General features: G+C 69.4%; 17 protein-coding genes and 1 pseudogene. 2 read left to right on the top strand and 16 right to left on the bottom strand.

All coding sequences use genetic code 11. The annotated features are described in order from the left end of the window. Positions 1 to 22: 22 nt before the first annotated feature. The 7 genes from REH65_RS30970 to REH65_RS30940 are packed head-to-tail and all read right to left on the bottom strand — an operon-like array spanning position 23 to position 7,958. Complete coding sequence (locus REH65_RS30970) at positions 23 to 778, bottom strand: SDR family NAD(P)-dependent oxidoreductase (protein ID WP_406690276.1); 756 nt, start codon at positions 776 to 778, stop codon at positions 23 to 25. Continuing rightward, on the bottom strand, positions 775 to 1,818 hold the full coding sequence (locus tag REH65_RS30965; protein ID WP_406690275.1) for a DUF4380 domain-containing protein: 1,044 nt from the start codon (positions 1,816 to 1,818) through the stop codon (positions 775 to 777). The genes REH65_RS30970 and REH65_RS30965 overlap by 4 nt, the downstream gene beginning before the upstream one ends. Positions 1,819 to 1,875: 57 nt before the next feature. Continuing rightward, on the bottom strand, positions 1,876 to 3,267 hold the full coding sequence (locus REH65_RS30960; protein WP_406690274.1) for a sugar porter family MFS transporter: 1,392 nt from the start codon (positions 3,265 to 3,267) through the stop codon (positions 1,876 to 1,878). Between the two features lie 49 nt (positions 3,268 to 3,316). Beyond that, positions 3,317 to 4,405 (bottom strand): zinc-binding dehydrogenase, encoded by a 1,089-nt coding sequence (locus REH65_RS30955; RefSeq protein WP_406690273.1) that lies wholly within the window; start codon positions 4,403 to 4,405, stop codon positions 3,317 to 3,319. After that, complete coding sequence (locus REH65_RS30950) at positions 4,405 to 5,400, bottom strand: ABC transporter permease (protein WP_406690272.1); 996 nt, start codon at positions 5,398 to 5,400, stop codon at positions 4,405 to 4,407. Before REH65_RS30950 ends, REH65_RS30955 begins: the two co-directional genes overlap by 1 nt. Positions 5,401 to 5,424: 24 nt before the next feature. Next, positions 5,425 to 6,921: a sugar ABC transporter ATP-binding protein gene (locus REH65_RS30945; RefSeq protein ID WP_406690271.1), complete on the bottom strand. Its 1,497-nt coding sequence runs from the start codon at positions 6,919 to 6,921 to the stop codon at positions 5,425 to 5,427. Positions 6,922 to 6,968: 47 nt separating this feature from the next. Next, positions 6,969 to 7,958, bottom strand: coding sequence for a substrate-binding domain-containing protein (locus tag REH65_RS30940; RefSeq protein ID WP_406690270.1), 990 nt, complete (start codon positions 7,956 to 7,958; stop codon positions 6,969 to 6,971). 318 nt (positions 7,959 to 8,276) lie between these two features. On the opposite strand from REH65_RS30940, the gene REH65_RS30935 reads away from it, so the two are divergent. Then, a complete protein-coding gene (locus tag REH65_RS30935; RefSeq protein ID WP_406690269.1) occupies positions 8,277 to 8,567 on the top strand; it encodes a hypothetical protein in 291 nt (96 codons plus the stop codon). Between the two features lie 63 nt (positions 8,568 to 8,630). On the opposite strand, the gene REH65_RS30930 is transcribed toward REH65_RS30935, so the two are convergent. Continuing rightward, positions 8,631 to 10,277 (bottom strand): FAD-dependent oxidoreductase, encoded by a 1,647-nt coding sequence (locus REH65_RS30930; RefSeq protein ID WP_406690268.1) that lies wholly within the window; start codon positions 10,275 to 10,277, stop codon positions 8,631 to 8,633. Between the two features lie 52 nt (positions 10,278 to 10,329). Here REH65_RS30930 and REH65_RS30925 point away from each other — a divergent pair. Next, positions 10,330 to 11,319: pseudogene (locus REH65_RS30925) on the top strand (ROK family protein); the annotation flags it as partial. A gap of 79 nt (positions 11,320 to 11,398) precedes the next feature. Here the strand turns inward: REH65_RS30925 and REH65_RS30920 are convergent. From REH65_RS30920 to REH65_RS30885, 8 genes are all read right to left on the bottom strand, one after another. Further along, positions 11,399 to 12,739, bottom strand: a complete 1,341-nt coding sequence (locus tag REH65_RS30920) for an MFS transporter (protein WP_406690267.1) — start codon at positions 12,737 to 12,739, stop codon at positions 11,399 to 11,401. A gap of 55 nt (positions 12,740 to 12,794) precedes the next feature. Beyond that, on the bottom strand, positions 12,795 to 14,180 hold the full coding sequence (locus REH65_RS30915) for a UbiD family decarboxylase (protein ID WP_406690266.1): 1,386 nt from the start codon (positions 14,178 to 14,180) through the stop codon (positions 12,795 to 12,797). Further along, entirely contained in the window at positions 14,177 to 15,577 is a 1,401-nt protein-coding gene (locus tag REH65_RS30910) for a sodium:solute symporter family protein (protein ID WP_406690265.1), read from the bottom strand. The genes REH65_RS30915 and REH65_RS30910 overlap by 4 nt, the downstream gene beginning before the upstream one ends. Positions 15,578 to 15,686: 109 nt before the next feature. Further along, positions 15,687 to 17,072: an aldehyde dehydrogenase family protein gene (locus REH65_RS30905; RefSeq protein WP_406690264.1), complete on the bottom strand. Its 1,386-nt coding sequence runs from the start codon at positions 17,070 to 17,072 to the stop codon at positions 15,687 to 15,689. Next, positions 17,072 to 18,295: a 2Fe-2S iron-sulfur cluster-binding protein gene (locus REH65_RS30900; protein ID WP_406690263.1), complete on the bottom strand. Its 1,224-nt coding sequence runs from the start codon at positions 18,293 to 18,295 to the stop codon at positions 17,072 to 17,074. The genes REH65_RS30905 and REH65_RS30900 overlap by 1 nt, the downstream gene beginning before the upstream one ends. Continuing rightward, positions 18,292 to 19,179, bottom strand: a complete 888-nt coding sequence (locus REH65_RS30895) for an FAD binding domain-containing protein (protein ID WP_406690262.1) — start codon at positions 19,177 to 19,179, stop codon at positions 18,292 to 18,294. Before REH65_RS30895 ends, REH65_RS30900 begins: the two co-directional genes overlap by 4 nt. Before the next feature lie 8 nt (positions 19,180 to 19,187). Beyond that, the gene (locus REH65_RS30890; RefSeq protein WP_406690261.1) at positions 19,188 to 19,967 is read right to left on the bottom strand and encodes an enoyl-CoA hydratase/isomerase family protein; all 780 of its coding nucleotides are present in this window, start codon (positions 19,965 to 19,967) and stop codon (positions 19,188 to 19,190) included. Positions 19,968 to 19,971: 4 nt separating this feature from the next. Then, entirely contained in the window at positions 19,972 to 22,416 is a 2,445-nt protein-coding gene (locus tag REH65_RS30885; protein ID WP_406690260.1) for a xanthine dehydrogenase family protein molybdopterin-binding subunit, read from the bottom strand. Position 22,417: the final 1 nt, after the last annotated feature.

The raw sequence follows: 22,417 nt of genomic DNA, 5'->3' as shown, positions 1-22,417 counted from the left end.
CCATTCCTCCTCGATGCCGCGGTCATGACGACATCTTGTAGACGCTCCACCCGCCGTCGACGGTCAACGCCGTCCCGGTCACGAAAGAGGCATCGTCGCAAGCCAGGAAGGCGATGGCCGCAGCGACCTCCGACGGGTCACCGAGCCGCTTGACGGCGGTCTCCTCGGCGCTGCGCCGCCGGTCGGCCTCGTCGATGTCGTCCCACGCGGCGGTCAGCACCGGGCCGGGCAACACCGAGTTGACCCGCAACGACGTGCCGTACTCCACGGCGAGCTGCCTCGTCAGGCCGGTGAGCGCGGCCTTGCTCGCCGCGTAGGCCGGCCGTCCCGGCAGCCCCACCACGGCGTGCACCGATGAGGTGAGCACCACGGAACCGTTCTGATTGCGTTCGAGGTCGGGCAAGCAAGCCCGGAAACCGAGGAACGTGCCGGTCAGGTTCACCGACAGCTGCCGCTCCCACGAAGCCAGGCTGGTCTCGTGCGCGGGCAGCACGTCGACCGTGTAGGCGTTGCTGACCAGGACGTCGATCGGGCCGAGCGCGTCGCGGCAGCTGTCCACCGCCGCGGCCCACTCCTGTTCGGAACTGACGTCGCAGCGCACCGCAAGCGCCCGCCCACCTGCGGCGTTGATCTCCGCGGCGATGTCCTCGGCGCCGTCGGAGACGTCCAGGATCGCCACCGCTGCCCCGTCGGCGGCGAGCTTGCGTGCGGTCGCCGCGCCGATGCCCTGAGCCCCACCGGTGACGATCGCGACTCGGTCGTCGAGCCGTGCGCTCATCGGTTCACCTCCACGAATTCCCACTGACCCGGCGGGATCGGCACCGGCCGACCCGCACGCACCTCGATCCGTTCCCCGGCCTCGATCACGCCGTCGGCGTAGGGGACGAACTCGTCGTCGGTCCAGTGCCCCAGCTCGGTCACATGCCGAACGGGCTGGTCCCCCGCCGTGACGGCGCAGTCGAGGGTCAGCGTCGTTCGTTCACCTGGCGCGAGGGCGGTCAGCGGCCCGAGCACCTCGCACTCCACGATGCGGGCAGGCGGACCGAGATCGCCCAGGGCCGCTAGCGGTTCTGGCAACGGGTGCTCCATCCACACCTCGACGCGCGAGCCACCGTCCGGGTATTCCGCCTCGGGATCCACGGCGAACGACTGGGTCAGCGTGGCACCCAGGCCGACGTGGGCCAACCAGCCTTCAGCGGCGGGGAAACCGAGCTTGCCGACGACGTCCTGATGGGGCACGTGCACGCAACTGTCCTCCGCCGTCCACTTCGGGTACCCGGTCCCCGCGAGCAGATCGGTCACCTCCGCGGCACCCGACACGTACGTGCCACCCGCCCCATCTCCGGCGAGCTGGGTGACGTTCCACAACGACCACCGAACTTCGCGGTCGCCCGTGTTGATCGCGGTCAGCCTCAGCCGGTACGAGCAGCGACCTCGCCGCAACTCGAACCGCCGCACGAACCGCAGGCCCGTTCGGGGGTCATCACCGCTGGTGAGCGTCACCGCCGCCCCCTCGTCGTCGACCTCGACCTCCGCCTCGTACCGGCCGGAGTCCAGCACCGGGTCCGGCGGACCCGCCCACTGAGCGCTGTGCTCCCACCCCTGCGGGGCGGGCCAGGTCTTGTCCCCGCCGTAGTTGACCCAGTCGCCGAGCTCACCGGAATGCGGCCGGTGCTCTCGCCGCAGAGCGAGGTCGTCGGTGAGCAGTTCGTCGTTGCGCCACAGCTGCTCTCGTCCATCCACACCAGACAGTGAGAGCAGCCGTCCGCCGAGCCTCGGCACCATGCCGAGGGTCAGCAGACCGTTGCCGAGCCACACCACCTCACCATCGGAACTGTGCTCGATGTGCGGCGCACTCCTGTCGTCCCGCACTCCTCACGCCCCCTCGGGTGTCGATCGCGCTCGGGGTGCACGGCTCGCGAGCTCGGACTCGATCTGTTCCAGGCTGCGCTGCTTCGTCTCCGGCACGAGGAAGTACGTGAACAACCACGCAGCGGTTCCGATGAGGGCGTAGATCCAGAAGGTGGTGGTGGGTCCCATCGCGGTGAACATGCTCAGGAACGTGAGCGCGACCAGGACGTTGGTCAGCCACAGAGCCACGGTGGACACGCTCATCGCCGTACCGCGGATGCGCAGCGGGAAGATCTCCGAGATCATCAGCCACACCACGGGGCCGAGGCTGACCGCGAAGAACGCCACGTACGCCGCGATGAGGATCAGCGCCGCATAGCCCGCCGCTCCACCCAGGGATGGCAAGAGGTAGACGCAACCGAGCAGGCCCGCCGTGATCGTCATCCCGCCGATGCCCATCAGGACCAGAGGTCTGCGGCCGATCCGGTCGACGAGGAAGATCGCGACCACGGTGAGCGCGACGTTGACCACACCCACTCCGACCGTGCTCAGGATGGCACCTGAGGTGCCGTACCCGGTGGCCTGCAGGATGGAAGGGGCGAAGTAGATGATGGTGTTGATCCCGGTGATCTGCTGGATGATCGCCAGCCCGATCCCGACGATCAGCATCGGTCGCACCGACGGGTCCGCCAGCCGTGCCAGGCTTCGATCCTGGTTGCGCTCCTGCTCGAGGACCTGACTGATCTCGGTCAGTTCGGACTCGACCTCGCTCGCCGGGCGGCTCCGTTGCAAAACCGCGCGCGCCGCGCCCTCTCGGCCCTTGCTGAGGAACCAGCGCGGTGTCTCCGGCAGGAACAGCATGCCCACCGCCAGGAGAACTGCGGGAACGCCGGCGAGCCCGAGCATCCAGCGCCACGCTTCGGCCGGTGCCAGCGCGGAGTTGATCAGGTAGGAGGCGAGGATGCCGATCGTGACCATGAGCTGGTTCAGCGAGACCAACGCGCCGCGAGTGCGAGCCGGGGTCATCTCCGCGATGTAGAGCGGAACCACGAGCGAGGCGGCACCCACAGCCAGACCGAGGACGAGTCGCGCCGCGACGAGGGTCCACGTGTCGGCGGCCATGCCGGAGCCGAGGGCTCCCAGGACGAACACACCGGCGGCGATCAGCAGCGTCGTCCGTCGGCCGAGCCGATCGCAGAGGCGTCCGCCGGTCAGCGCGCCGATCGCGGCGCCGAGCAGCAGGGCACTGGTGACCACACCCTCCAGGAGCGGGGTGAGCGCGAAGTCGTCGGCGATGAACAGCAGAGCGCCCGAGATCACGCCGATGTCATAACCGAAAAGGAGGCCGCCCAGCGCGGCGACGGCCGACACGGCGAGCACGAACGCGCTGTGTCCGGATTGCGGGGCCGTTGTCATCTCTCGCCACCTACGTCGTTCGACGAGCCGTAAGCTGTCCTCGATGCGCTCATGCCCGCAGCTCCGGAGACGGGAGCAGCACGACCTTGCCCTGGCTGGCACCTGCGGCGAGCCGGTACGCCTCGTCCACGTCGTCCAGGGCGAAGCGGTCGCTGACAATCTCCTCCGGGCGGATTCCCCAGCGGGCGAGGTTCTCGGCCAGCTCGGTCATCGCCACCAGCGAGGTCACCCACGACGCGTGCAACGTCAGCTGCTTGTGCAGCAGCGCGTCCGACACCTCGGTCTCCAGGGTGCCGCCTTCGCCGACCAGGGAGACCCGTCCCCATTCCGCGGCACCGGCGATCGCGGTGGAACGACCCGCTCGCGTTCCCGAGCAGTCGATCGTGGTGCTCGCGCCGGGCGCGTCCAGCACGTCGACGACGAGCGCGGCGGTGTCCTCGGCCGACTCGGCCGGTTCGACGGTCGCGTCGAAGACGCCGAGCTTCTCGGCCCACGCGCGGCGTCGCGGTGAGACCTCGACGCCCACGATGGTGCGCGCACCCATGCCCTTGCCGATCATCCCGGCGGCCAGCCCGACCGGTCCGAGCCCGACGATCAGGAGATCGCCGTCGCCGTTGACACCGATGCGTCGCAGACCTTCGTAGGCCGTGCCGAATCCGCAGGCGATCAACGCACCATCCACATAGGACAGACTGTCCGGCAGCGGCACGCAGGTCGATTCCTCGGCCAGCACGTACCGGGCGTGGCCGCCGTCGCGCTGCCACCCGTACGCCTGCCGTTCCTCCGCGCTGCAGCTGATGAAGTAACCACGTCGGCAGTTGTCGCACAGGCCGCAGCCGGCGATGTGGTAGACGATCACCCGATCGCCCTCGCCGAACCGCTTGCACCCGCGGCCGGTTTCCACGATGCGACCGGCCGGTTCGTGACCGGCGACCACACCGCGATAAGCCGCTCCGTCGACTCCGCGATGTCCCTTGTGCTCGTGGTAGATGTAGCCGATGTCGGACCCGCAGATGCCCGAAGCACCGACCTCGACCAGCACCTGACTCGGCCCCGGTCGCGGTACGTCGAGTTCGCGCAGCACCGCCGTCGAATCACCCGGCAGGTACGCACCGTTCATCGTCCTGCGCTCGTTCATCAGCTCTCCCTCGTGGCGCGCGTGCGCTTGGTGATGATGACGTTGACCAGAACAGCCACGACGATGATCACGCCGCGGACCACGTTCTGCAGGAACGAGTCCACGCCCAGCAGCACCAAGCCGTTTCCGATGACGGTGATGAAGATGACGCCCAGCAACGTGCCGAGCATCGAGCCGCGCCCACCGGCCAGCGCTGTGCCGCCGATGACCACCGCGGCGATCACGTCGAATTCGAGACCCGATGCCGCACCGCCGTTGCCCGAGCCGAGCCGGGCTGCCAGCAGCACTCCGGTGATCGCGGCCAGCAGACCCGTCGTCGCGAACAGCACCACGCGGATCTTGGCGAGGTTGATGCCCGCCATCCGGGCGGCCGGCGCGTTGCCGCCGACCGCGTAGACCGAACGACCGTAGGGCGTGTAGTGCGCGATGTAGGTGAACGCAGCGAACAGGACCACCATCACGATCGCGGGCGTCGGGATGCCGAGGATCGTGCCACCGAGCACCTCGAAGAGCCCGCTCTCCGGGAGAACGACCGGCAGCGCGTCGGTCATGTACAGCCCGAGACCGCCCAGCGCACTCCAGATTCCGAGCGTGGCGATGAACGACGGCACGTCGAACCGAGCCCGCAACCAGCCCGCCAACGCACCCCAGGCCGCTCCGGCCACCAAGGTCACCAGCATCGCGGGGACCACACCAAGTCCCCACTCCGACGCCCCTTTGGCCACGAGCACCGAGGAGAAGGCCACGGCTGGGCCGATGCTGATGTCGATCTCCCCGGCGATGATCACCAGCGTGACGCCCCACGCCGCGATGCCCACCGTGGCTGCGTCGCGGAGCATCCCCAGCTGGTTGTCCAGGCTCAGGAACCCGGCCGCCGTGCTGCCCAGCACCACGTAGAGCACCACGATCGCGGCGATCAGTCCGATTTCGTTGAGCGAGCGTCCGGCGAGCACCCCGCCCGCACTGCGCCGCTGGTCCGGTAACGTCTGTGTCACGGTCATTGTCGTCCTTGTCGTCTCTCAAGCCGCCATCGCAGCGGCGAGCACGGAATCCGTGGTCAGTTCCTCGCCGATCAGTTCTTCCACGACGCGCCCGCCGCGCAGTGCGAGCACCCGGTCGCACACCAGCGGGAGCTCTTCGAGCTCGCCGGAGACGAACACGACCGCAGCGCCCTCGTCGGCGAGTTCCCGCACCAGTTCGTAGATCTCGGCCTTGGCCTGCACGTCGACGCCGCGCGTCGGCTCGTCCAGCAGCAGGATCCGGCTGCCGGCGTGCAGCCACCGACCGATCACGGCCTTCTGCTGGTTACCGCCGCTGAGGTTCACGATCGGCGTGAGCAGGGAGGCCGTGGCGATCGACAGGCGCGCGATGAGGTTCTCGGCAACGCGCCGAACGCGCCCGGGCGACACGGTCGGCCCCGAGCTGACCTTGCTGAATTCGGAAAGCACGAGGTTCTCGTGCACGCCCAGCAACGGCACCACGCCCTCGCCCTTGCGGTCCTCGGGCGTCATGCCGATTCCCAGCTTCTTGCGCACCGCCGGTGTCGCGGCGCCGATGTCACGCCCATCAACGCTGATCGCACCACCGGCCACCGAGCTGAACCCGGCGATGGCCCGCAGGACCTCGGTGCGGCCCGACCCCATCAGCCCGCCGAGGCCCACGATCTCGCCCGGGTAAACCTCGAACGACACATCGACGACTTTCGGCGGCATCGCCAGTCCGCGCACCGTCAGCAGGGCACCGCAGGTCCGGTCGACCGCGCGCATTGGTGGTCGTTCGGCCGCCACCGCGGACTCGCCGAGCATCAGCGCGACGATCGTCGCCGTGTCGGCCTGCTGGACGTCGACGGTGTCGACGATCCGGCCGTCGCGCATGACGGTGGCGCTGTGCGCGATCTTGCGGATCTCCTCCAGGCGATGGCTGACGTAGATCACGGCCACGCCCTGCTCGGCGATGCGGGTGACGGTGTCGAGCACGACGGTCACCTCCTCAGCCGCGAGCGCGCTCGTCGGCTCGTCCAGGATGAGCAGCCGCGGCTGTTCCAGCAGCGCGCGGCAGATCTCCACGAGTTGACGGCTGGCCAGCGACAGGGTCTCGACCAGCGCGGCCGGGTCGATGTCCAGGCCGAGCCGGGCGAACACCTCCGAAGCGCCCGCTCGCATGGCTGCGAAGTCGACGGCACCACCCCGTCGCGGCCAGCGGCCGAGGTAGAGGTTCTCCGCCACGCTCAGCTCCGACACCAAGCTCAGTTCCTGGTGCACCGTGCTGATGCCGAGCTCGGTGGCCCGGCGCACTCCGCCGTCGCCGAGTTCCTCGCCGCGCACCGCGATGGTTCCGCGATCGGCGCGCTCCACACCGGACAGAGCCCGGATGAGCGTGGACTTTCCGGCACCGTTGCGCCCCAGCAGGGCGCGGATCTCCCCTGGGGCGATGCTCAGGTCGGCGTCCGTCAGCGCGCGGACGCCCTGGTAATGCTTGGTCACGCCGCTGACCACGACGACGGGGCTGTCGACCACTGCTTCTCCCTGCGCTCGTTCGGGTTTCCGATCTGGGCGGAAGTCGGTCACGGGACACCGTCCGGGTGCGCGGTCAACCAGGCCCGCCCCTGCTCCGAGGTGCCGTAGAGATCGATCGGAGCGGGCACCACGTGATAGGAGGAGGCCTCGCCGCGGAGGATCTCGTCGGCCGCCCGCCCGGCGAGCTTGCCGACGGCGATGCCCGAGATGTCCACGACACCCTTGAGAACCTCGCCGCCGGCGAGCTCCTGGGCGGCCTCGGTGGACATGTCGCTGCCGAACACGACCGTCTGCCCGACCTTGCCGCGGGCCTGCACCGCTCGAACGGCCCCCATGGTGGCTCCGCCGGCCTCTCCGTAGAACGCGTCGACGTCCGGGTGGGCGGTGAGGATGCGCTCGGCGACGTCGACCGCCTCGTCGATGGTCGAGCCCTCCTGGTTGGCGACGATCGTGGCTCCGGGGAGCTGTTCCTTCAACGCCTGCTCGAAGCCTTGCCGGCGCTGGATGCAGACCTCGACGAACTCGCAGTTGACGACCGCGATCTTGGGAGCGGTCTTGCCGGCGGACCGGAAGTGCTCGGCTGCGCGGTTCCCAAGCATGCGGCCGAATTCGATGGGATCACCCAGGACGTAGGCGGAAACATACTGCCGCGCGCTCTCCTCGGTGATGCAGGTGTTGTAGCAGACCACGGGGATACCGCTGCGGTGCGCGAGCTTGATCGCGGGCACCGACGCGCTGGCCGAAGCCGGTGACAGGATCAAAGCGTCGACCTTCGCCGCGCTGACCTGGTCGATGAAGGTGCTCTCCATCGACGCGTCGCCCTGGGCGTTGATCTGGAGCAGCTGCGGGGCCTCGCCCTGCGCGGTCGCCGCCTGCTGCATCCCGGCGCGAACACCGGCGTAGAAGCCCTGCGCGTCCATGTAGACGACACCGATCCGGCCGTTCTCGCCCACCCTGCCGCCGCACCCCGCGACCAACCCGAGCAGCACCACCGCGAACAGCACCAAGCCGACCCGGCTGCGCCTCGTTGCGCCCATCGATCTCTCCTCGCCACCACGTCCGACGCGGCTGGTAGAACGCCGCACCGCTTGCGGTTCAGAAGTCTGACCCAGGCATGTCATCCAGGTCAAGATTAATTATTAATTAATGTCTATTTGCTCCAGTTTCAGTCGCCACTGACGCCACCGTTCACGTCAACCACACGGCGATGCGGCTATTGCAGCGCAGAACAAAAAGGACCCTTCGTGGCGCTGACCAGGAGCTTTCTCCCTGGTAGCACCGCGAAGGGTCCTGAGATCGCGATTCTGTTGACGTGCTTCGCGCCTCCTGAGGCGTCGTGGCCCCCGTCGGTGCCGGTGTTCAGTTGTGCGCGTGGTCGCGGGAGGGGGCCACGGACCTTCGCGCGCTTCGTCGAACACGCCCGTGCCTGCGCCGAAGCAGCCGAGGTCGACGCCGTCCTGGTCGGCTCGCACACGGCGCGCACCCAGCTCGACGGCTGGGCGTGGAAGCCGATCGAAGACCTCGAACTCGCCATGAACACCTGGCTGGTGCACCGCACCGACGCCCGCGACGTCGTCCCACCCACCATCGCAGCCATCAAGACCTCCGCCGCACGACCGCACTTCGAGGCCACTCCCCCGGCGTGACGAGCGCGGCGAGGCACCGAGCACGTGCGCTCGGTGCCTCGTCCCACTCACGTAGGTGAACGATCAGCCGTTCGCACCTCGAGCACCGGTGGGCACGTACCCGAAGCGGCGGGTCGGGGTCAGCGGGCCGTAGTCCGGCCAGCGGAGCTCGGCTCCGAGGGTGCCCGTCAGCAGCCGCTGCAGTTCGGCGAGGTGGTGTTCGTTCGAACGCACCTGCCGCGGAACGGCTTTCCGCTGAGCGCAGTACGCGGCGAGCGCACCTGCGGCCTCCCCCGCGGTCCACTCGACCGGATGGACCCGGTAGGCGCCGTTGGTCAGGTGCGTGGTGCCCATGGTCTTGCCCGCTGCCAGGACGTTGTCGACCCGGGCCGGTAGCAGCGCACCGAGCGGGATCTCGAAGGGCCAGGTGTCCAGGTCCAGCGTGTTGCGGCCGGACGTCGACGGGTGCAGGTCCATCCGGTAGGCGCCGATTCCCACGCTGTCGTGGAACCTCTCGGCGCCGTCGCGGCCCGGGCGCGCCTCGACGCCGATGTGCTGCTCGCAGACGCGGAACTCGGGGACGATGCGCCGCCCCTCGCGGACGTAGGGCAGTTGAGCGAGACCGTCGTGGGTGCCGAGCACGTCGCCGCGCGGAACGAGTTCGGGATAGCCCTGGCCGCCGTCGTGCCGGGGTGCTTCGGTCTGCATCCAGTGCAGGAACGACAGCGTGAACTCACGGGCCTCGTCGAGAGCGCGCGCGGTCGTCGCTTCGTCCGCACCGACCAGCGGCAACGCGAAGTAGTCCATCATCGGCCAGGCGGCGATCGTGATGTCCGACGGCGGCAGGCCGGAGTCGGACTCGAGCTGGTCGGCGGCCAGCACGCGGCGTGCGTGCCACAGGTCGTAGCGGACGCCGTTCTCGGGCGGGTCCGCGAGGAACAGCGGTCGTTCGCGCGGCTCGTGGGTGACGTAGTCCGAGACGGTCCACCCCAGCAGGGGTCCCGGCCAGAAGTCGGGTCGGTAATCTCGCCATCGCGCGTACCCGTCCGGACGATCGATGACGTGGTCGGCACCGGGTTCGTAGGCCAGCGCCAGCGCCCAGGTGATGGCCTGCTGGTCCAGCGGGTCGGGCGCGTCGAGCGCGTGCGGCTCACCGGTCTGGTCACGGCTCTCCGCCCCGATCACGTGCTCCACCGCGGCGGCTTCGAGGAGATCGCCGAGGTCCGTGGCGTCCAGGTAGGAGGTGCCGCGCAGTTCGTGCTCGCGGTCCCCGTCGGTGACGGTCACCGAATCGACCCGATCTCGGGCGGTGACCGCGCCGGTCACGCGGAAGCCGCGCAGCACGGTGATCCGGCCGAGCGCCCGCCACGGCGCGACCAGCTCCTCGATCACCAGGGCCGCGACCGACGGTTCGTGGGAGATCGGCCCGATGTTGCCCAGACCCGGGTTCAGCCGGGCCTGGGACCGGGCGGCCGCGGTGAGCGGGTAGTGGCGCCGGTAGAAGTCGCGAACCGCGTCGCGGAAGGCGCGATAGCCCGGGGCGCAGCCGGTCGTCTCGATCCACGGGTGCTCGTCCGGCGGGATGCCCTGGCTGGAGACCTGGCCGCCGAGCCACTCGGTCTCCGAGACGATGACGGCCGTACCGCCGAGGCGGGCGACGGCCAGTGCCGCCGCCACGCCGGCGAGGCCGCCTCCCAGCACGACGAGATCGGTGTTCCTGTGCGCGATCACAGCTTCTCCTCCAGTTCGTCGCGCTGTTCTCCCCCGGTCACCGCATCGGCCCGGCGTGGCCAACCTGGCCGGCGAGGTAATCGAGTTCCACGACGAAGCCTGCGACATCGCCGACGGCCCGCACTCCGTGCTCGGCCGGGTCGAGGCGCTGTTCCACGAGATCCTCGACAAGATCGAGGCACGCTCGGCCGACGTCTGGGGCATCGGGATCGGCCTGCCCGGTCCCGTCGAGTTCGCCACCGGACGCCCCATCGCACCGCCGATCATGCCCGGCTGGGACGGCTACCCCGTCCGCGACCGGCTCGGCGGCGTCTTCGACGCTCCCGTGTGGGTGGACAACGAGGTGAACCTGATGGCGCTCGGGGAGGTGCGCGCCGGGTCGGGAGGCCGGCACGACGACATCCTCTACGTCAAGATCGGCACGGGAATAGGAGCCGGGCTGGTCTCCGGTGGACGCCTGCACCGCGGTCGCCAAGGGTGCGCTGGCGACATCGGGCACGCCGCGGTCCTCGACGACGAGTCGATCGTCTGCCGGTGCGGCAACACCGGCTGCCTCGAAGCCGTAGCCGCCGGCGCAGCCCTTGCCCGAGACGGGACGCGTGCAGCCGAAACCGGCCGCAGCGCGGTGCTCGCGGAAGCGCTCCGCGAACGTGGACGCGTCGAAGCCTCCGACGTCGTCCACGCGGCCACCTGCGGCGATCGCACGGCCGTGGAGCTGCTCGTCGCCGCCGCTCACCACATCGGCACGTTGCTGGCAACCCTGGTCAGCTTCTACAACCCATCGCTGGTCGTCATCGGCGGCGGCGTCGCCAAGGCGGGCGATCTGCTGCTGGCCACCATCCGGCAGAACGTCTACCAGCGCTCGCTCCCCCTTGCCACCCGCGAACTCCGCATCGAGCAGTCCACCCTGCACGATCACGCCGGGCTCACCGGAGCGGCTTTCATGGTCCTCGACGAACTGTTCACCCCCGCTCGCCTTGCCCGATGGCTCGACTCCACCACCCCCCACGGCAGCCCGGCGCTGGCCGACACCACCGCTTGAGTCCGCGACATCCGACGGCGCACGGGCGGTCCCAGCAGCACTGGGACCGCCCGCCTTGCGCGCGACGACCAGGCAACCCTCACTCCACCGACGGCTGCACCTCTCGTCGCTCGGTCTCCTCCGCGTTCATGGCACCGCGAGTCTCCGGGCTCAGCGCTCCCGCGACGATGAAGACCAGGACCATCACGAACAGGAACACCATGAGTCGACCGGGCACGTCCGCCAGCTGCGGGCTGGCGAGGTTGACGAAGCTCGGCATCAGACCACCGATCATGAAGCCGAGGTTCCAGCAGATCGCGGTTCCCCGTCCTCGCAGCGCCGTCGGATAGCGTTCGTTGAGGAACACCAGCACCGGGGCGTAGGCGGCGTTGGCGAAGAAGGCCAGGGCCGATGCGTAGAACATGATCAGGCCGGTGCTCGCCGGATCGGTGCTGGTGATCAGCCACACCAGCAAGGGCAGAGCGACGAGGTTGAACGAGCCGATCACCAGCATCGTGCGCCGGCGTCCGAAGTGCTCGCTGAGCTCGCCCGCCGCAACCGCGGCCACGATCACGCCCAGACTCGAGACCAGCAGGATCGTGCCCTGGGCGCTCTGAGCGACCCCGCTGACCTTGCCCAGCAGCGTGGGGAGGAAACCGGAGGTCAGGTAGTACTGCGAACCGGCGCCGGACACCAGCACCAGGTTCAGCACGAGAAGCCCTCCCCTGCCGCCACGGGCCAGGTCGGTGAAGCGCGTCTTCGGACCGGGAGTCTGCTGCTGCGCCTTCCACAGCGGCGATTCCTCGACCCCGCGAAGCACGAGGAAGCTGATCAGCGCCGCCATGAGCCCGGCGAAGAACATGACGCGCCACCCCCAGACGTTGAACTGCTCGCCCGGGAAGATCGCGCTGACCAGGATGAACACACCGCTGGCCAGGGCCGCGCCGATGCCCGCGCCGCCGCCACCGATCAGCCCGGACATCAGGCCTCGCCAGCGCTGCCCGACGCTTTCGGTGCCCAGGGTGTGCGTTGCCGCGACGACGCCGCCGACGAACACGCCCTGCACCAGCCGCAGCGCCAGGAACAGCAGCGGTGCGGCGATACCGGCTGCCGCGTAGGTCGGCACGGCACCCATCGCGGCGGTGGACAACCCCACGCCGGCCAGCACGATGACCATCGTCTGCTTGCGCCCGTTGCGGTCGGCGACCGCTCCGAAGATCGCCGCTCCGGCCGGGCGGAGCAGCACGCTCACCGCGAACGAGGCGTAGACGGCGGCGAGGCTCAAGGTCGGGCTCGCCACCGGGAAGATCAGGTCGCCGACGGTGCTGGCGACGTAGAGCAGGATGAACAGATCGAACAGGTCGAACGCCCACCCCGCCACCGAGGCGAAACTCGCGTACAGCGTGGCTCTTCTGGACAGTCCGGTGTTCCCAGTGGACATGTCCACCTCCTCATCGAGGTGTGTTGGTGTGGTTTGACGGAAACGTTCGTGTGGTTCAACTCGCGGAGCGCCAGTTCGTCGGCGCGGGGGCCACGGCGCGTTCCAGGTCGATCTCCTCCGCTCCCGGAACGCGGATCCTGGTGAACCGGCCTTGGTCGTCGACGGGCGGAATCGTCGCGTCGAGACCCATCTTCGCTCCAACACCGTCTGCTGTGGATGGATCGAGTCGTGATCCTTGCGCGCCACCGACGAGCACCAGATCGCGGTCGGCCTGGAAGCGGGTGGCGACGGCCCACTCGACCTCGTCCGGGTCGAAGACGTCCACATCGGAGTCGACCACCGTCACGTGCTTGATGTCGTAGTGCGCGCCCAGCGCCGCGAGGATCACGTTCTTCACCTCGCCGGGTTCGGGATCGCGGACCTGCACGTAGAGGTGGTAGCGGCACACGCCACCGCGCGGCAGGTGCACGGCCCGCACGCACTGGAAGCTCTGCCTCAGGTGCGCCAGGAAGGAGCCTTCGCGCGGAATGCACCCCAGCAGCAGGTGTTCCAGTCCACCGCCGACGATGGTGTGGTAGATCGGGTCTCGGCGGTGCGTCATCGCGTCGATGCGCACCACGTGGCGGTCGGCGCGAGGACCGTAGTACTGGGGGAATTCGCCGAAGGGCCCCTCCGGCTCCCGGACATCGGCGAGCAGCCTGCCTTCCAGCACGATCTCCGCGTCGGCGGGAACCCGGACCTCGTTGGTGACCGCCTTGGTCACCGGCAGCGGGCTGCCGCGCAGCGCACCGGCGATCTCCAGTTCGTCGTGGTCGATCGGTACCGCCGCTTGCGAGGACATCAAGGTGAGCGGGTCGACGCCGATGGCGATCGCCACCTCCAGGTCGGTGCCCGAGACTTCGGCTTGTCCGAAGAACGCGGCCGTGTGCCTGGGCAGCAGGAGCACCCCGAGCCGGTCCGGCCCGCTGACCTGCAGGCGGTGGATGGACACGTTCTGGGACCCGGTCGTCGGGTTGCGCGCGATGAGCAGACCCGCGGTGATGTACGGGCCGTGGTCGTGCTCGTTGTGCGTGGGAACGGGCAGCGAGCCGAGGTCGACCTCTCGGATCACCTCCTCCTGGCACGGGGCGTGCTCGACCTCGGTCCACGGAACGGGGTCTTGGCACGCCTGCTGGAAGCGGTCGATGAGTTCCGTCTCGGCGACCCCGAGCGCTTCTGCCATCCACTCGCGGCGCGACAGCAGCCCGGACACGACGGTGATGTCCTTCCCGCCGGGCTTCCCGAATACCACCGCGCGGTCGCCGTCGAGCCGGCTGGCGATTCCAGACAGCTCGAACCGCAGGTCCACTCCCGGCCTGGCTGCGGACAGGCGTCCGGTCGCCTGCAGGTGGTCCAGCCAGCCGCGCAGATCAGCGCCGACGGGCAAGGCGTTGTTCGTCATCTCTTCTCCCCGGTGACCGCCGGGACGGTCTTCGACCGGCCCGATGTGAGGTGGGTGCAGGTCATCACCAGCAAGGGCGTTGCGACCGCGATGTAGGCGTTGTCGATGCCGAAGGGGTCACCGAGCAGGAACCAGCCGATGGTGGTCGGCAGCGCGAGCACGATGGCCCAGAACGCACCTGTCCTCGTGCCGTACCGGGGCGCGTAGAACATCAGCAGCACCAGCACTGCCAGTGCCGCGCGGAGCGATTTCGCCAGGAACGTCACGGTGAGCACATCGGTGGCGAACAGCGCCAGCGCGATCGGGACCAATCCGGTCACCACCGTCGCCACCCGGAGGAACAGCACGTCGCGACGGTCGTCCCCGGCGATGTTGAAGTGCGGCTGGTAGAAGTCCTTGAGCAGCAGTGTGGAAGCTCCGATGACCAGAGCCGCGATGGTTCCGAACATCGCGCCGGCGAGCCCGGCGACGACGATCCCGGCCAAGACCGGGTCGATGTCCATCGCGAACGCGGGCATGGCCTGGATGCTCTTGATGTGCGGGTAGACGACCGCGCTGCACATGCCGATGAACGCGGCGAGCAGACCGTAGGGAACCAGGATCAGCGCCGAGTAGAACCCGGCTCGCTGCGCGCGGTGAGCGCTGCCGGCCGTGGTGATCGCCTGCACGACGTACTGGGTCGCGAAGATGGCACCGACACCGGCGATCAGCCACGCGAACATCTGCCCGAAACCCACACCGTGCCAGGAGAACATCGTAGGCGGCAGCGCTGCTCGCAGCCCGTCAACGCCTCCTGCGCGCTGGGCTCCGATGATCGCGAGGATGACCACCCCGGCCATCTTCACGATCGCGTGCACGACGTTGGTGTAGACGACCGATCGCATGCCGCCCACCACCACGTAGAACGTGGCGAGCGCACCGACCAGGACGACTGCCAGGTCGTGGTCGACGCCGAGGAGTCCGCTCAGGATCGCACCACCGCTGGCGTAGACCGAGACGGCGACGATCAGCAAGGAGCAGACCATGATCATCGACGTGGCGGTGCGCACCCTCCTCCCGTAGTAGCGGTCGAGCGCACCGGAGATCGTGTTCTCCCCCAGCTCGCTGAACTTGCGGGCCAGCAGGAAGGCGAAGAGCACGAACCCGATTCCCAGCGAGACGATGTTCCACGCGGCCGAGATACCGGATCGGTATGCCTCCTGCGCGGTCCCGATGCTCGCGCTCGTGCCGATGAACTCGGACGCGAGCAGGAATCCGATGAGGACGGCGGGAAAGCTCCTGCCACCGCTGGTGAATCCTGAGGCGGTGCGTGTCGACCGCCCCGCCAGGAAGCTGATCAGGGCGAGCAACGCGATGTAGCCCGCGACGATGAGAACGACTAACCAACCTGATTGCAAGGGAACCCTCCAACGCCGCTCCGTTGCGGCCAGAGAAACTACGAGCGAAGTTAGGCCGGTGCGCGAGGCCCAGCCAGAACCTGTTGCGCATAGCTCCTATTGGCGCGGGTTATAGCCCGACCGGGAAGTGCACGTGCTTGAGCTCGGTGAACTGCTCGACGCCCTCGATCCCGCGGGTGCGACCCATCCCGGACATCCGCACGCCGCCGGAGGGCATTTCGGCGTAGGAGTGGTTGTACCCGTTCAGCCACACGGTTCCGGACTGCAGCTCGCGCGCCACGGCGAAGCCGCGCGTAAGATCCCGCGTCCACACCGCCGCGGCGAGCCCGAAGGGCGTGGCGTTGGCCAATTCGACCGCGTTCTCGTCGGAGTCGAAGACCTCCAGCGACAGCAGCGGACCGAAGATGTCCTCCTGCACCACGGGCGATCGCGGATCCAGTTCGGACACGAGCGCCGGCGTGAGGAAATGACCCCGCAGGCCATCGGGGTGCACCTGCTGTCCGCCGACGAGGACGCGACCGTCCTCACGCGCGCGGTCGACGGCGTTGAGGACCTTGGTCACCGCGGCTTCGGAGATCAACGGACCGAGATCAGTGCTCTCATCCCTCGGGTCTCCCGGGGTCAAGGCGGACAACCGCTCGCGCAGGAGCTTCTCGGCGTCCTTCGCGTGGCGCGCGTGCACGAGCATTCTGGTGCACGCCATGCACATCTGGCCGCTCGTGATCACGGCGGCGCGGGCGGCCGCCTCCACCGCGGATTCCAGATCGGCGTCAGCCAGCACGAGCATCGAGGCCTTGCCGCCCAGCTCCAGCAGCGGCCTGGTCATGGTGGCCGCAGCGGCGCGCATGACCGCTTGTCCGGCCTCGGTCGAGCCGGTGATCGCGACGGCTCTGGTGTCGGGGTGCGCGACGAGTTCAGCGCCCACCTCGGCGTCACCGGGGAGCACGTGGAGCACCTCCGGTGGTACTCCGGCCCGGTGGCCGAGCGCGATCACGCGCCGGGTGATGTGCGTGGTCTGCGGGGCGGGCTTGACGAGCGCCGTCGCTCCGGCGGCGAACGCCGGAGCCAGATCGCGCAGCAACAGCAGGACGGGCCAGTTCCACGGGGTGATGAACACCGTCGGGCCGACCGGTTCGCGCACCAGGTGCGCCTCGCTGCCGTCGGGCAGGCCGGCGGCACGTCCCAGCGGAAGCCTGGCGAGACCGGCGTTGAACCGCAGGGAGTCGATCGCACCAGCGATCTCCTTGCGCGCTTCACCGATGGGTTTCCCGGTTTCTCGCACCAGGTCGTCGGCGAGCTCCGAGCTGTGGTCGCTGAGCAGGTCCGCCCAGGCGTTCAGGGACTGCGCCCGGAGCCGGTGATCTCGCGGCCACCCGGTGCGCATGGCGCGGGTCGCCTCCGACACCGCTTCGTCGATCTGGGCGTCCGTGGCTTGTTCGGCGATTTCCAGAGGTTCGAGCGTCGCCGGGTTGACCGGTTGGAGCGGTGGCTTCATCACTTCCCACCTCGGGAACGGCCGATTCGCTTGATCCGGTCCAGCAAAGTTCCGAACATCATGCGGAACGCGCTCGGCGCGGCGTGGGACTGCTGCGGTGCTTCTCCGGTGGTGGCGGCCTGGCGGACCGAGTCGGCGAACTGCTCGAACATGCGTCGGCTGATGTCCCCGGCCAGCGCTCGGCCGAACTGGGCGATGCGGCCGGTCAGGTACACGGCCGCATCGGCGCGGAGTTCCGTCCCCGCTGCGGTGGCCTGCGCCCGCAGCGTGATGTCGGCCTGGGTTTGCGCTCCGCCGGTGTCCTGCCCCTGCGCGAGCACGCGGATCGTCCCGGTTTCCCGGTCCTGTTCGAGCACCCGGGCGATCCCGTGGAACGAGAGCTTGATGGGGCCGACCGCGATCCGTGCCCGTCCGGCGTAGAGCTGCTCGCCGAGTTCCTCGGTGAGTTCCGCACCGGGGAGGCATCCCGCCAGCACGCGCACGTCGTCGAGCACGCGCCACACCTCGTCGAACGGCACGTCCAAGGCGGTGTCCACCTGCACCGCGATCGTCGGGTCTCCCTCGGGGAGCACGATCTCCACGTTCCTGCCAGGTTCGCCCGAAGGTTCCGCGCGCTCCTCGACGACCGTCGCCGACCGACCGCCGGAGCGGCCGACCAGCGCCCGCCGAGCGCAGTTGCCCGGTTCCGGGATTCCTTCCGGGTGCGCGGCGCGGGTCTGGGAGACGGCGGTCATGATGTTCCGGTATCCGGTGCAGCGGCAGATCACGCCGGACAGCTCCGCGGGGAGCTCCTCGTCGGTGACCTCGGGCTTGTTGCTGAGCAGGTCGTAGGAGCTGAGCAGGAAACCCGGGGTGCAGAAACCGCATTGCAGGGCGTGGTTCCGGCCGAAGGACTCCTGCAGCGGGTGCAGGTCGTCCGGACGCCCGAGCCCCTCGACCGTGACGACCTCGGCGCCGTCGAGCTGGCAGGCGAACAGCAGGCACGCGCGGGCTGCTTCGCCGTCGACGAGCACGGTGCACATCCCGCAGACCCCGTGCTCGCATCCGACGTGGGTCCCGGTGAGTCCCAGGTGGTCGCGCAGCGCGTCCGCCAGCGTGACGCGGGCGGGGAGGTTCAGCACGGCGGGTGTGCCGTTGACCGTGAACCTCACCTCGACGGTCTCGCCGGCTTCTGCGCGGACCGGTCGAAGCCCCTCCTGCACGGGCTCTTCTGTGCTCGTCATGATTCCACCTCAGCTGTGCCGCGCACCGCACGGCGGTGCGCCTTGGCCAATTCCCGGGCCGCCAGCGCGCGCAGCAGGCGCCGCCGGTAACCGTTCGACGCGTGCACGTCGCCGTCGGTGTCGACGACCTCGCGCACCACCTCGTCGAGCGCACCGGCCAGTTCGGCTTCGTCTCCACCGGTCGTGCGGACCAGGCTGGTCAGGTCGCGGGTGACGGGCCGGTCGGAGACGCCGAAGGCCGTCATCGTCGCGGCGGACACGCCCCTGTCGTCATCGACTCGGACGTGCGCTGCCACTCCGGCCAGCGCGAAGTCGCCGTGCCTGCGCGCGATCTCCGCGAATCCGAACCCCTCGCGCGGCCCGGCCACGGGGAAGGAGATCCCCGACAGGACGTCCTCCGGTCGCAGTGCGGTCGTCATCGCCCCGTCGAAGAACTCACGGGCTCGAACGGGGCGTTCGCCTTCGGGACCCGTCAGCGTCAGCTCCGCGTCCAGGCAGCAGGCGACCGCCGGGAGCTCGGCAGCCGGATCGGCGTGCGCCAGGCTCCCGCACACCGTGCCGCGGCTGCGCAGTTCGCGGTGCCCGACCCAGGGCAGCGCGAGCCGCAGCAACGGCACCTGAGCGGACTCGGGCGCGTGCTCCACGCGACGCTGCCGAACGGTGGCGCCGATCTCCAGCCGGTCGCCCACCGTCCGCAGCGCGTCGAGCCCGGTGACCGCGTTGATGTCCACCAGGGTGGTCGGCCGCGCCAGCCGCATGGCCAGCACCGGCACCAGGGATTGCCCGCCGGCGATGACCTTGCCGCCTCCATCGGCGTCGACGAGTTCGGCAACGGCGTCGGACAACGCCGCGGGGCGTGCGTACGCGAAAGGTGCGGCCTTCATCTAGATCCTCACCGCCCCTGGAACTTCGGGGCGCGCTTCTCGTTGAACGCGGCCACGCCTTCGGCGAAGTCCTTGCTGGAGCGCAGCATCGCGTAGGCCTTGCGCTCCAGCTCGATCCCGCTGTACAGCGGGGCGTCGACGCCGCGGTCGAGAACCTCCTTGGCGGTGCGCGCGGCGAGCGGGGAGAACCCGATCAGCTTGGTCACGAGCTCGTCCACCTTGTCGTCGAGCTCCGCTCGATCGGCGGCGAGGTCGGCGACCAGCCCCCAGTCATGGGCGTCGGCGGCGTTGATCCGGGACGCGGTCAGCACGTGGTACTTGGCGCGCGAGAGCCCGATCAGCCGGGCGAGGCGTTGCGTTCCACCGGATCCCGGGATCATTCCGAGGTTCATCTCCGGCAGCGCGAACTGGCTGCGCTCGGTCGCCACGCGGATGTCCGAGGACAGCGCGAGTTCGAACCCGACGCCGAAGCAGTAGCCGTCGACAGCGGTGATGACGACCTTGGAGCTGCGAGAAGGTGCGGTCACGTTGTGGCCGAGGTCGGTGAAGTCGATCGGGTCGACCTCCATGAAGCCGGCGATGTCGCCGCCCGAGGAGAAGTGCTCGCCTTCGCCTCGGATGACCACGACCTGGATGTCGTCGTCGGCGTCGATCTCGGCGAAGCGGTCGGCCATGACCTGCCGCGTCTCCCAGGTGATGATGTTGTACTTGCCGTGGTCCAGCGTCAGGTACGCGACCCGGCCGTCGTGGCCGCGGGTCAGCTTGATCTCGCCTCCGGTGAGGGCCATGTCGTCAGTTCTCCCCTTCTGTTTCTTCGAGCACCGCGGTATCCGTTGTCGCCGCGGTGAGCAGGCGGTGGATCACGTCGCCGTGGATCGGCAACGTGGTGATGTCGGCGCCGGACGGCGCGAGCGCGTCGGCGACCGCGTTGGCGATGGCCACCGGCAGGCTCATGCAGCTGCCTTCGCCGCAGCCCTTGGCGCCGAGGCGGGTCAGCGGCGAGGGCGTTTCCAGGTGGTCGCTGCGCAGCTCGTAACCGACTTCCGCGGTGGTCGGGCACAAGTAGTCCATGAACGTCGCGGAGGTGGGCTGGCCGTTGTCGGAGTAGCGCATCTCCTCGTACATCGCGCCGCCGATGGCGTGCGCCAGGGCGCCGTGGACCTGACCTTCCAGCAGCACCGGGTTCAGGATGGTGCCCGCGTCGTGCACTGTGGACACCAGCTCCAGGGTGAGCTCGTAGGTCTGCGGGTCGATCCGGCAGACCACGAGCTCGGCGACGAAGCCGTAGCACAGGCTGGAGTTGATCTGGTCGTCCCGGCTGGCGGCCTTGGCCTGCGGTGGTGTGAAGGCGGCTTCCTCGTACAGCCGGGCCGAGGTCCCCTCCGGCAGCGAGCCGGGGTCCCAGTGCACCACTCCGGCGGCGTGCCGGAAATCCACCGACTTCGCGTGGTCTTCGCGGTGTCGGATCCGGCCTTCGGCGAATTCGAGCTCTTCGGGGTCCAGCCCCAGCATCGACCCGGCCGCTGTCCGCATCGTGCGGGCGAGCCGGTCGCACGCCTCGACCAGCGCGCTGGTCAGCAGCGGTGCGAACCTCGACGAGTAGCTGCCGGAGCTGATCGTCCAGGGAGTGGTGGCCGTGTCCATCTCCACCACCGGCCGGACCTTCTCCAGGGGCAGTCCGAGCCGGTCGGCCACGACCTGCTGCGCGACCGTGGCGTGCCCCTGGCCTTGCGGGACGGTGCCCAGCAGGACCGAGACGACACCGTTGACGTCGACGCTGACCCGCACGTGCTCGGTGGAACCGGATTTGCCTCGCCCCGGTGGCCGCTCGTCGGCCGGAGTGGCCAGTCCCACGTACCCGATGTTGGTCGCCGACGGATCGACGATGGTGGCCAGCCCGATTCCGAAGTGCTCGCCGCGCTCCCGCGCCTCCCGCTGGCGCTGCCGAAGAGCGGGGTAGTCGGCGTTCTTCAACGCCATGTCCAAGGCCCGCGGGTAGTCACCCGAGTCGTAGATGCCGCCGGTCGCCGTCCGGTACGGGAACGCGTCGGCCTGCACCAGGTTGCGGTGGCGGATCTCGGCGGCGTCGATCCCGCAGGTCGCGGCGATCTTGTCCATCAGCCGTTCGAGCCCGAAGTAGAGCTGCTGGCCGCCGAAACCGCGGTTGAGCCCGGTCGGCGTCTTGTTGGTCACCACCGCACGGGAGCGGATCTGCACGGCTTCGACGTCGTAGGCCCCGGTGAGGTTGCCGAAGCACCGGTAGAGCGTGCTCGGTTCCGGCGGGCGCAGGTAGGCGCCGACGTTGTCGACGAGATCCGCCCGCAACGCCTGGACCTTCCCTTGCGCGCTGACCGCGGCTTCGAAGCGCATCGCCCGGTCCGAGCCCGCCGAGCTGGCGAGCAGGTGTTCGCTGCGGTCCTCGGTCCAGCGCACGGGCCGCCCGGCGTGCTTGCTGGCCAGCGCCATCAGCACCACGTAGGGGTAGATCCCGGCCTTGATGCCGAAGCTGCCGCCGTTGTCGGCCGGGATCATCAGCCGCACCCGCGAGGTCGGCACGCCCAGCGCTCCCGCGATCACCGGAACCATGGAGAACGGCCCGTGGAAGTTCGCCCAGGCCGCGATCGCCGGACCGTCCACTTCGTCCTGCCATTCGGCGATCACCGAGTAGCACTCCATCGGTGTCGACGAGTAGCGCGGGAACCGGTACTCGCCGCGGACGACGTGATCGGCTGCGGCGAAGAGCTCGTCCACGGGACCGAAGTGGAACGTGCGGTCGGTGGCCACGTTGCCATCGGCCTCGTCGTGGAGCCGTGGTGCCTCGGGGCGCAACGCGGCCTCGACGTCGACCACCGGCGGCAGCGGCTCGTAGTCCACGGCGACCAGCTCGGCGGCGTCCTCGGCGGCGTAGCGGTCGGCCGCGACCACGACCGCCACGGGTTCACCGACGAAGCGCGCCCGGTCGGTCGCCGTCGGGTAGTACCGCATGGGCGTCTTCAGCGACAGCGGGAACGGGTTCAGCGCTTCGAGGACCTCGTCGGGCCCGATCACCGCCGCCACGCCGGGGTGCGAGCGAGCTCGGGTGAGGTCGACGCCGCGGATGCGGGCGTGCGGGTGCGGGCTGCGCACGATCGCCGCCGTCAACGTGCCGGGCAGCGGGTCGAGGTCGTCGAGGAACCGGCCGCGCCCGGTCAGCAGGGCCGGGTCCTCGATGCGTGCCGTGGTGCGTGCAGGCGTCATC

The sequence above is a fragment of the Saccharopolyspora sp. ID03-671 genome, assembly GCF_045278815.1.
GTDB classification, from domain to species: domain Bacteria; phylum Actinomycetota; class Actinomycetes; order Mycobacteriales; family Pseudonocardiaceae; genus Saccharopolyspora; species Saccharopolyspora ipomoeae.
This window is presented reverse-complemented; position numbering and strand designations above follow the sequence as displayed.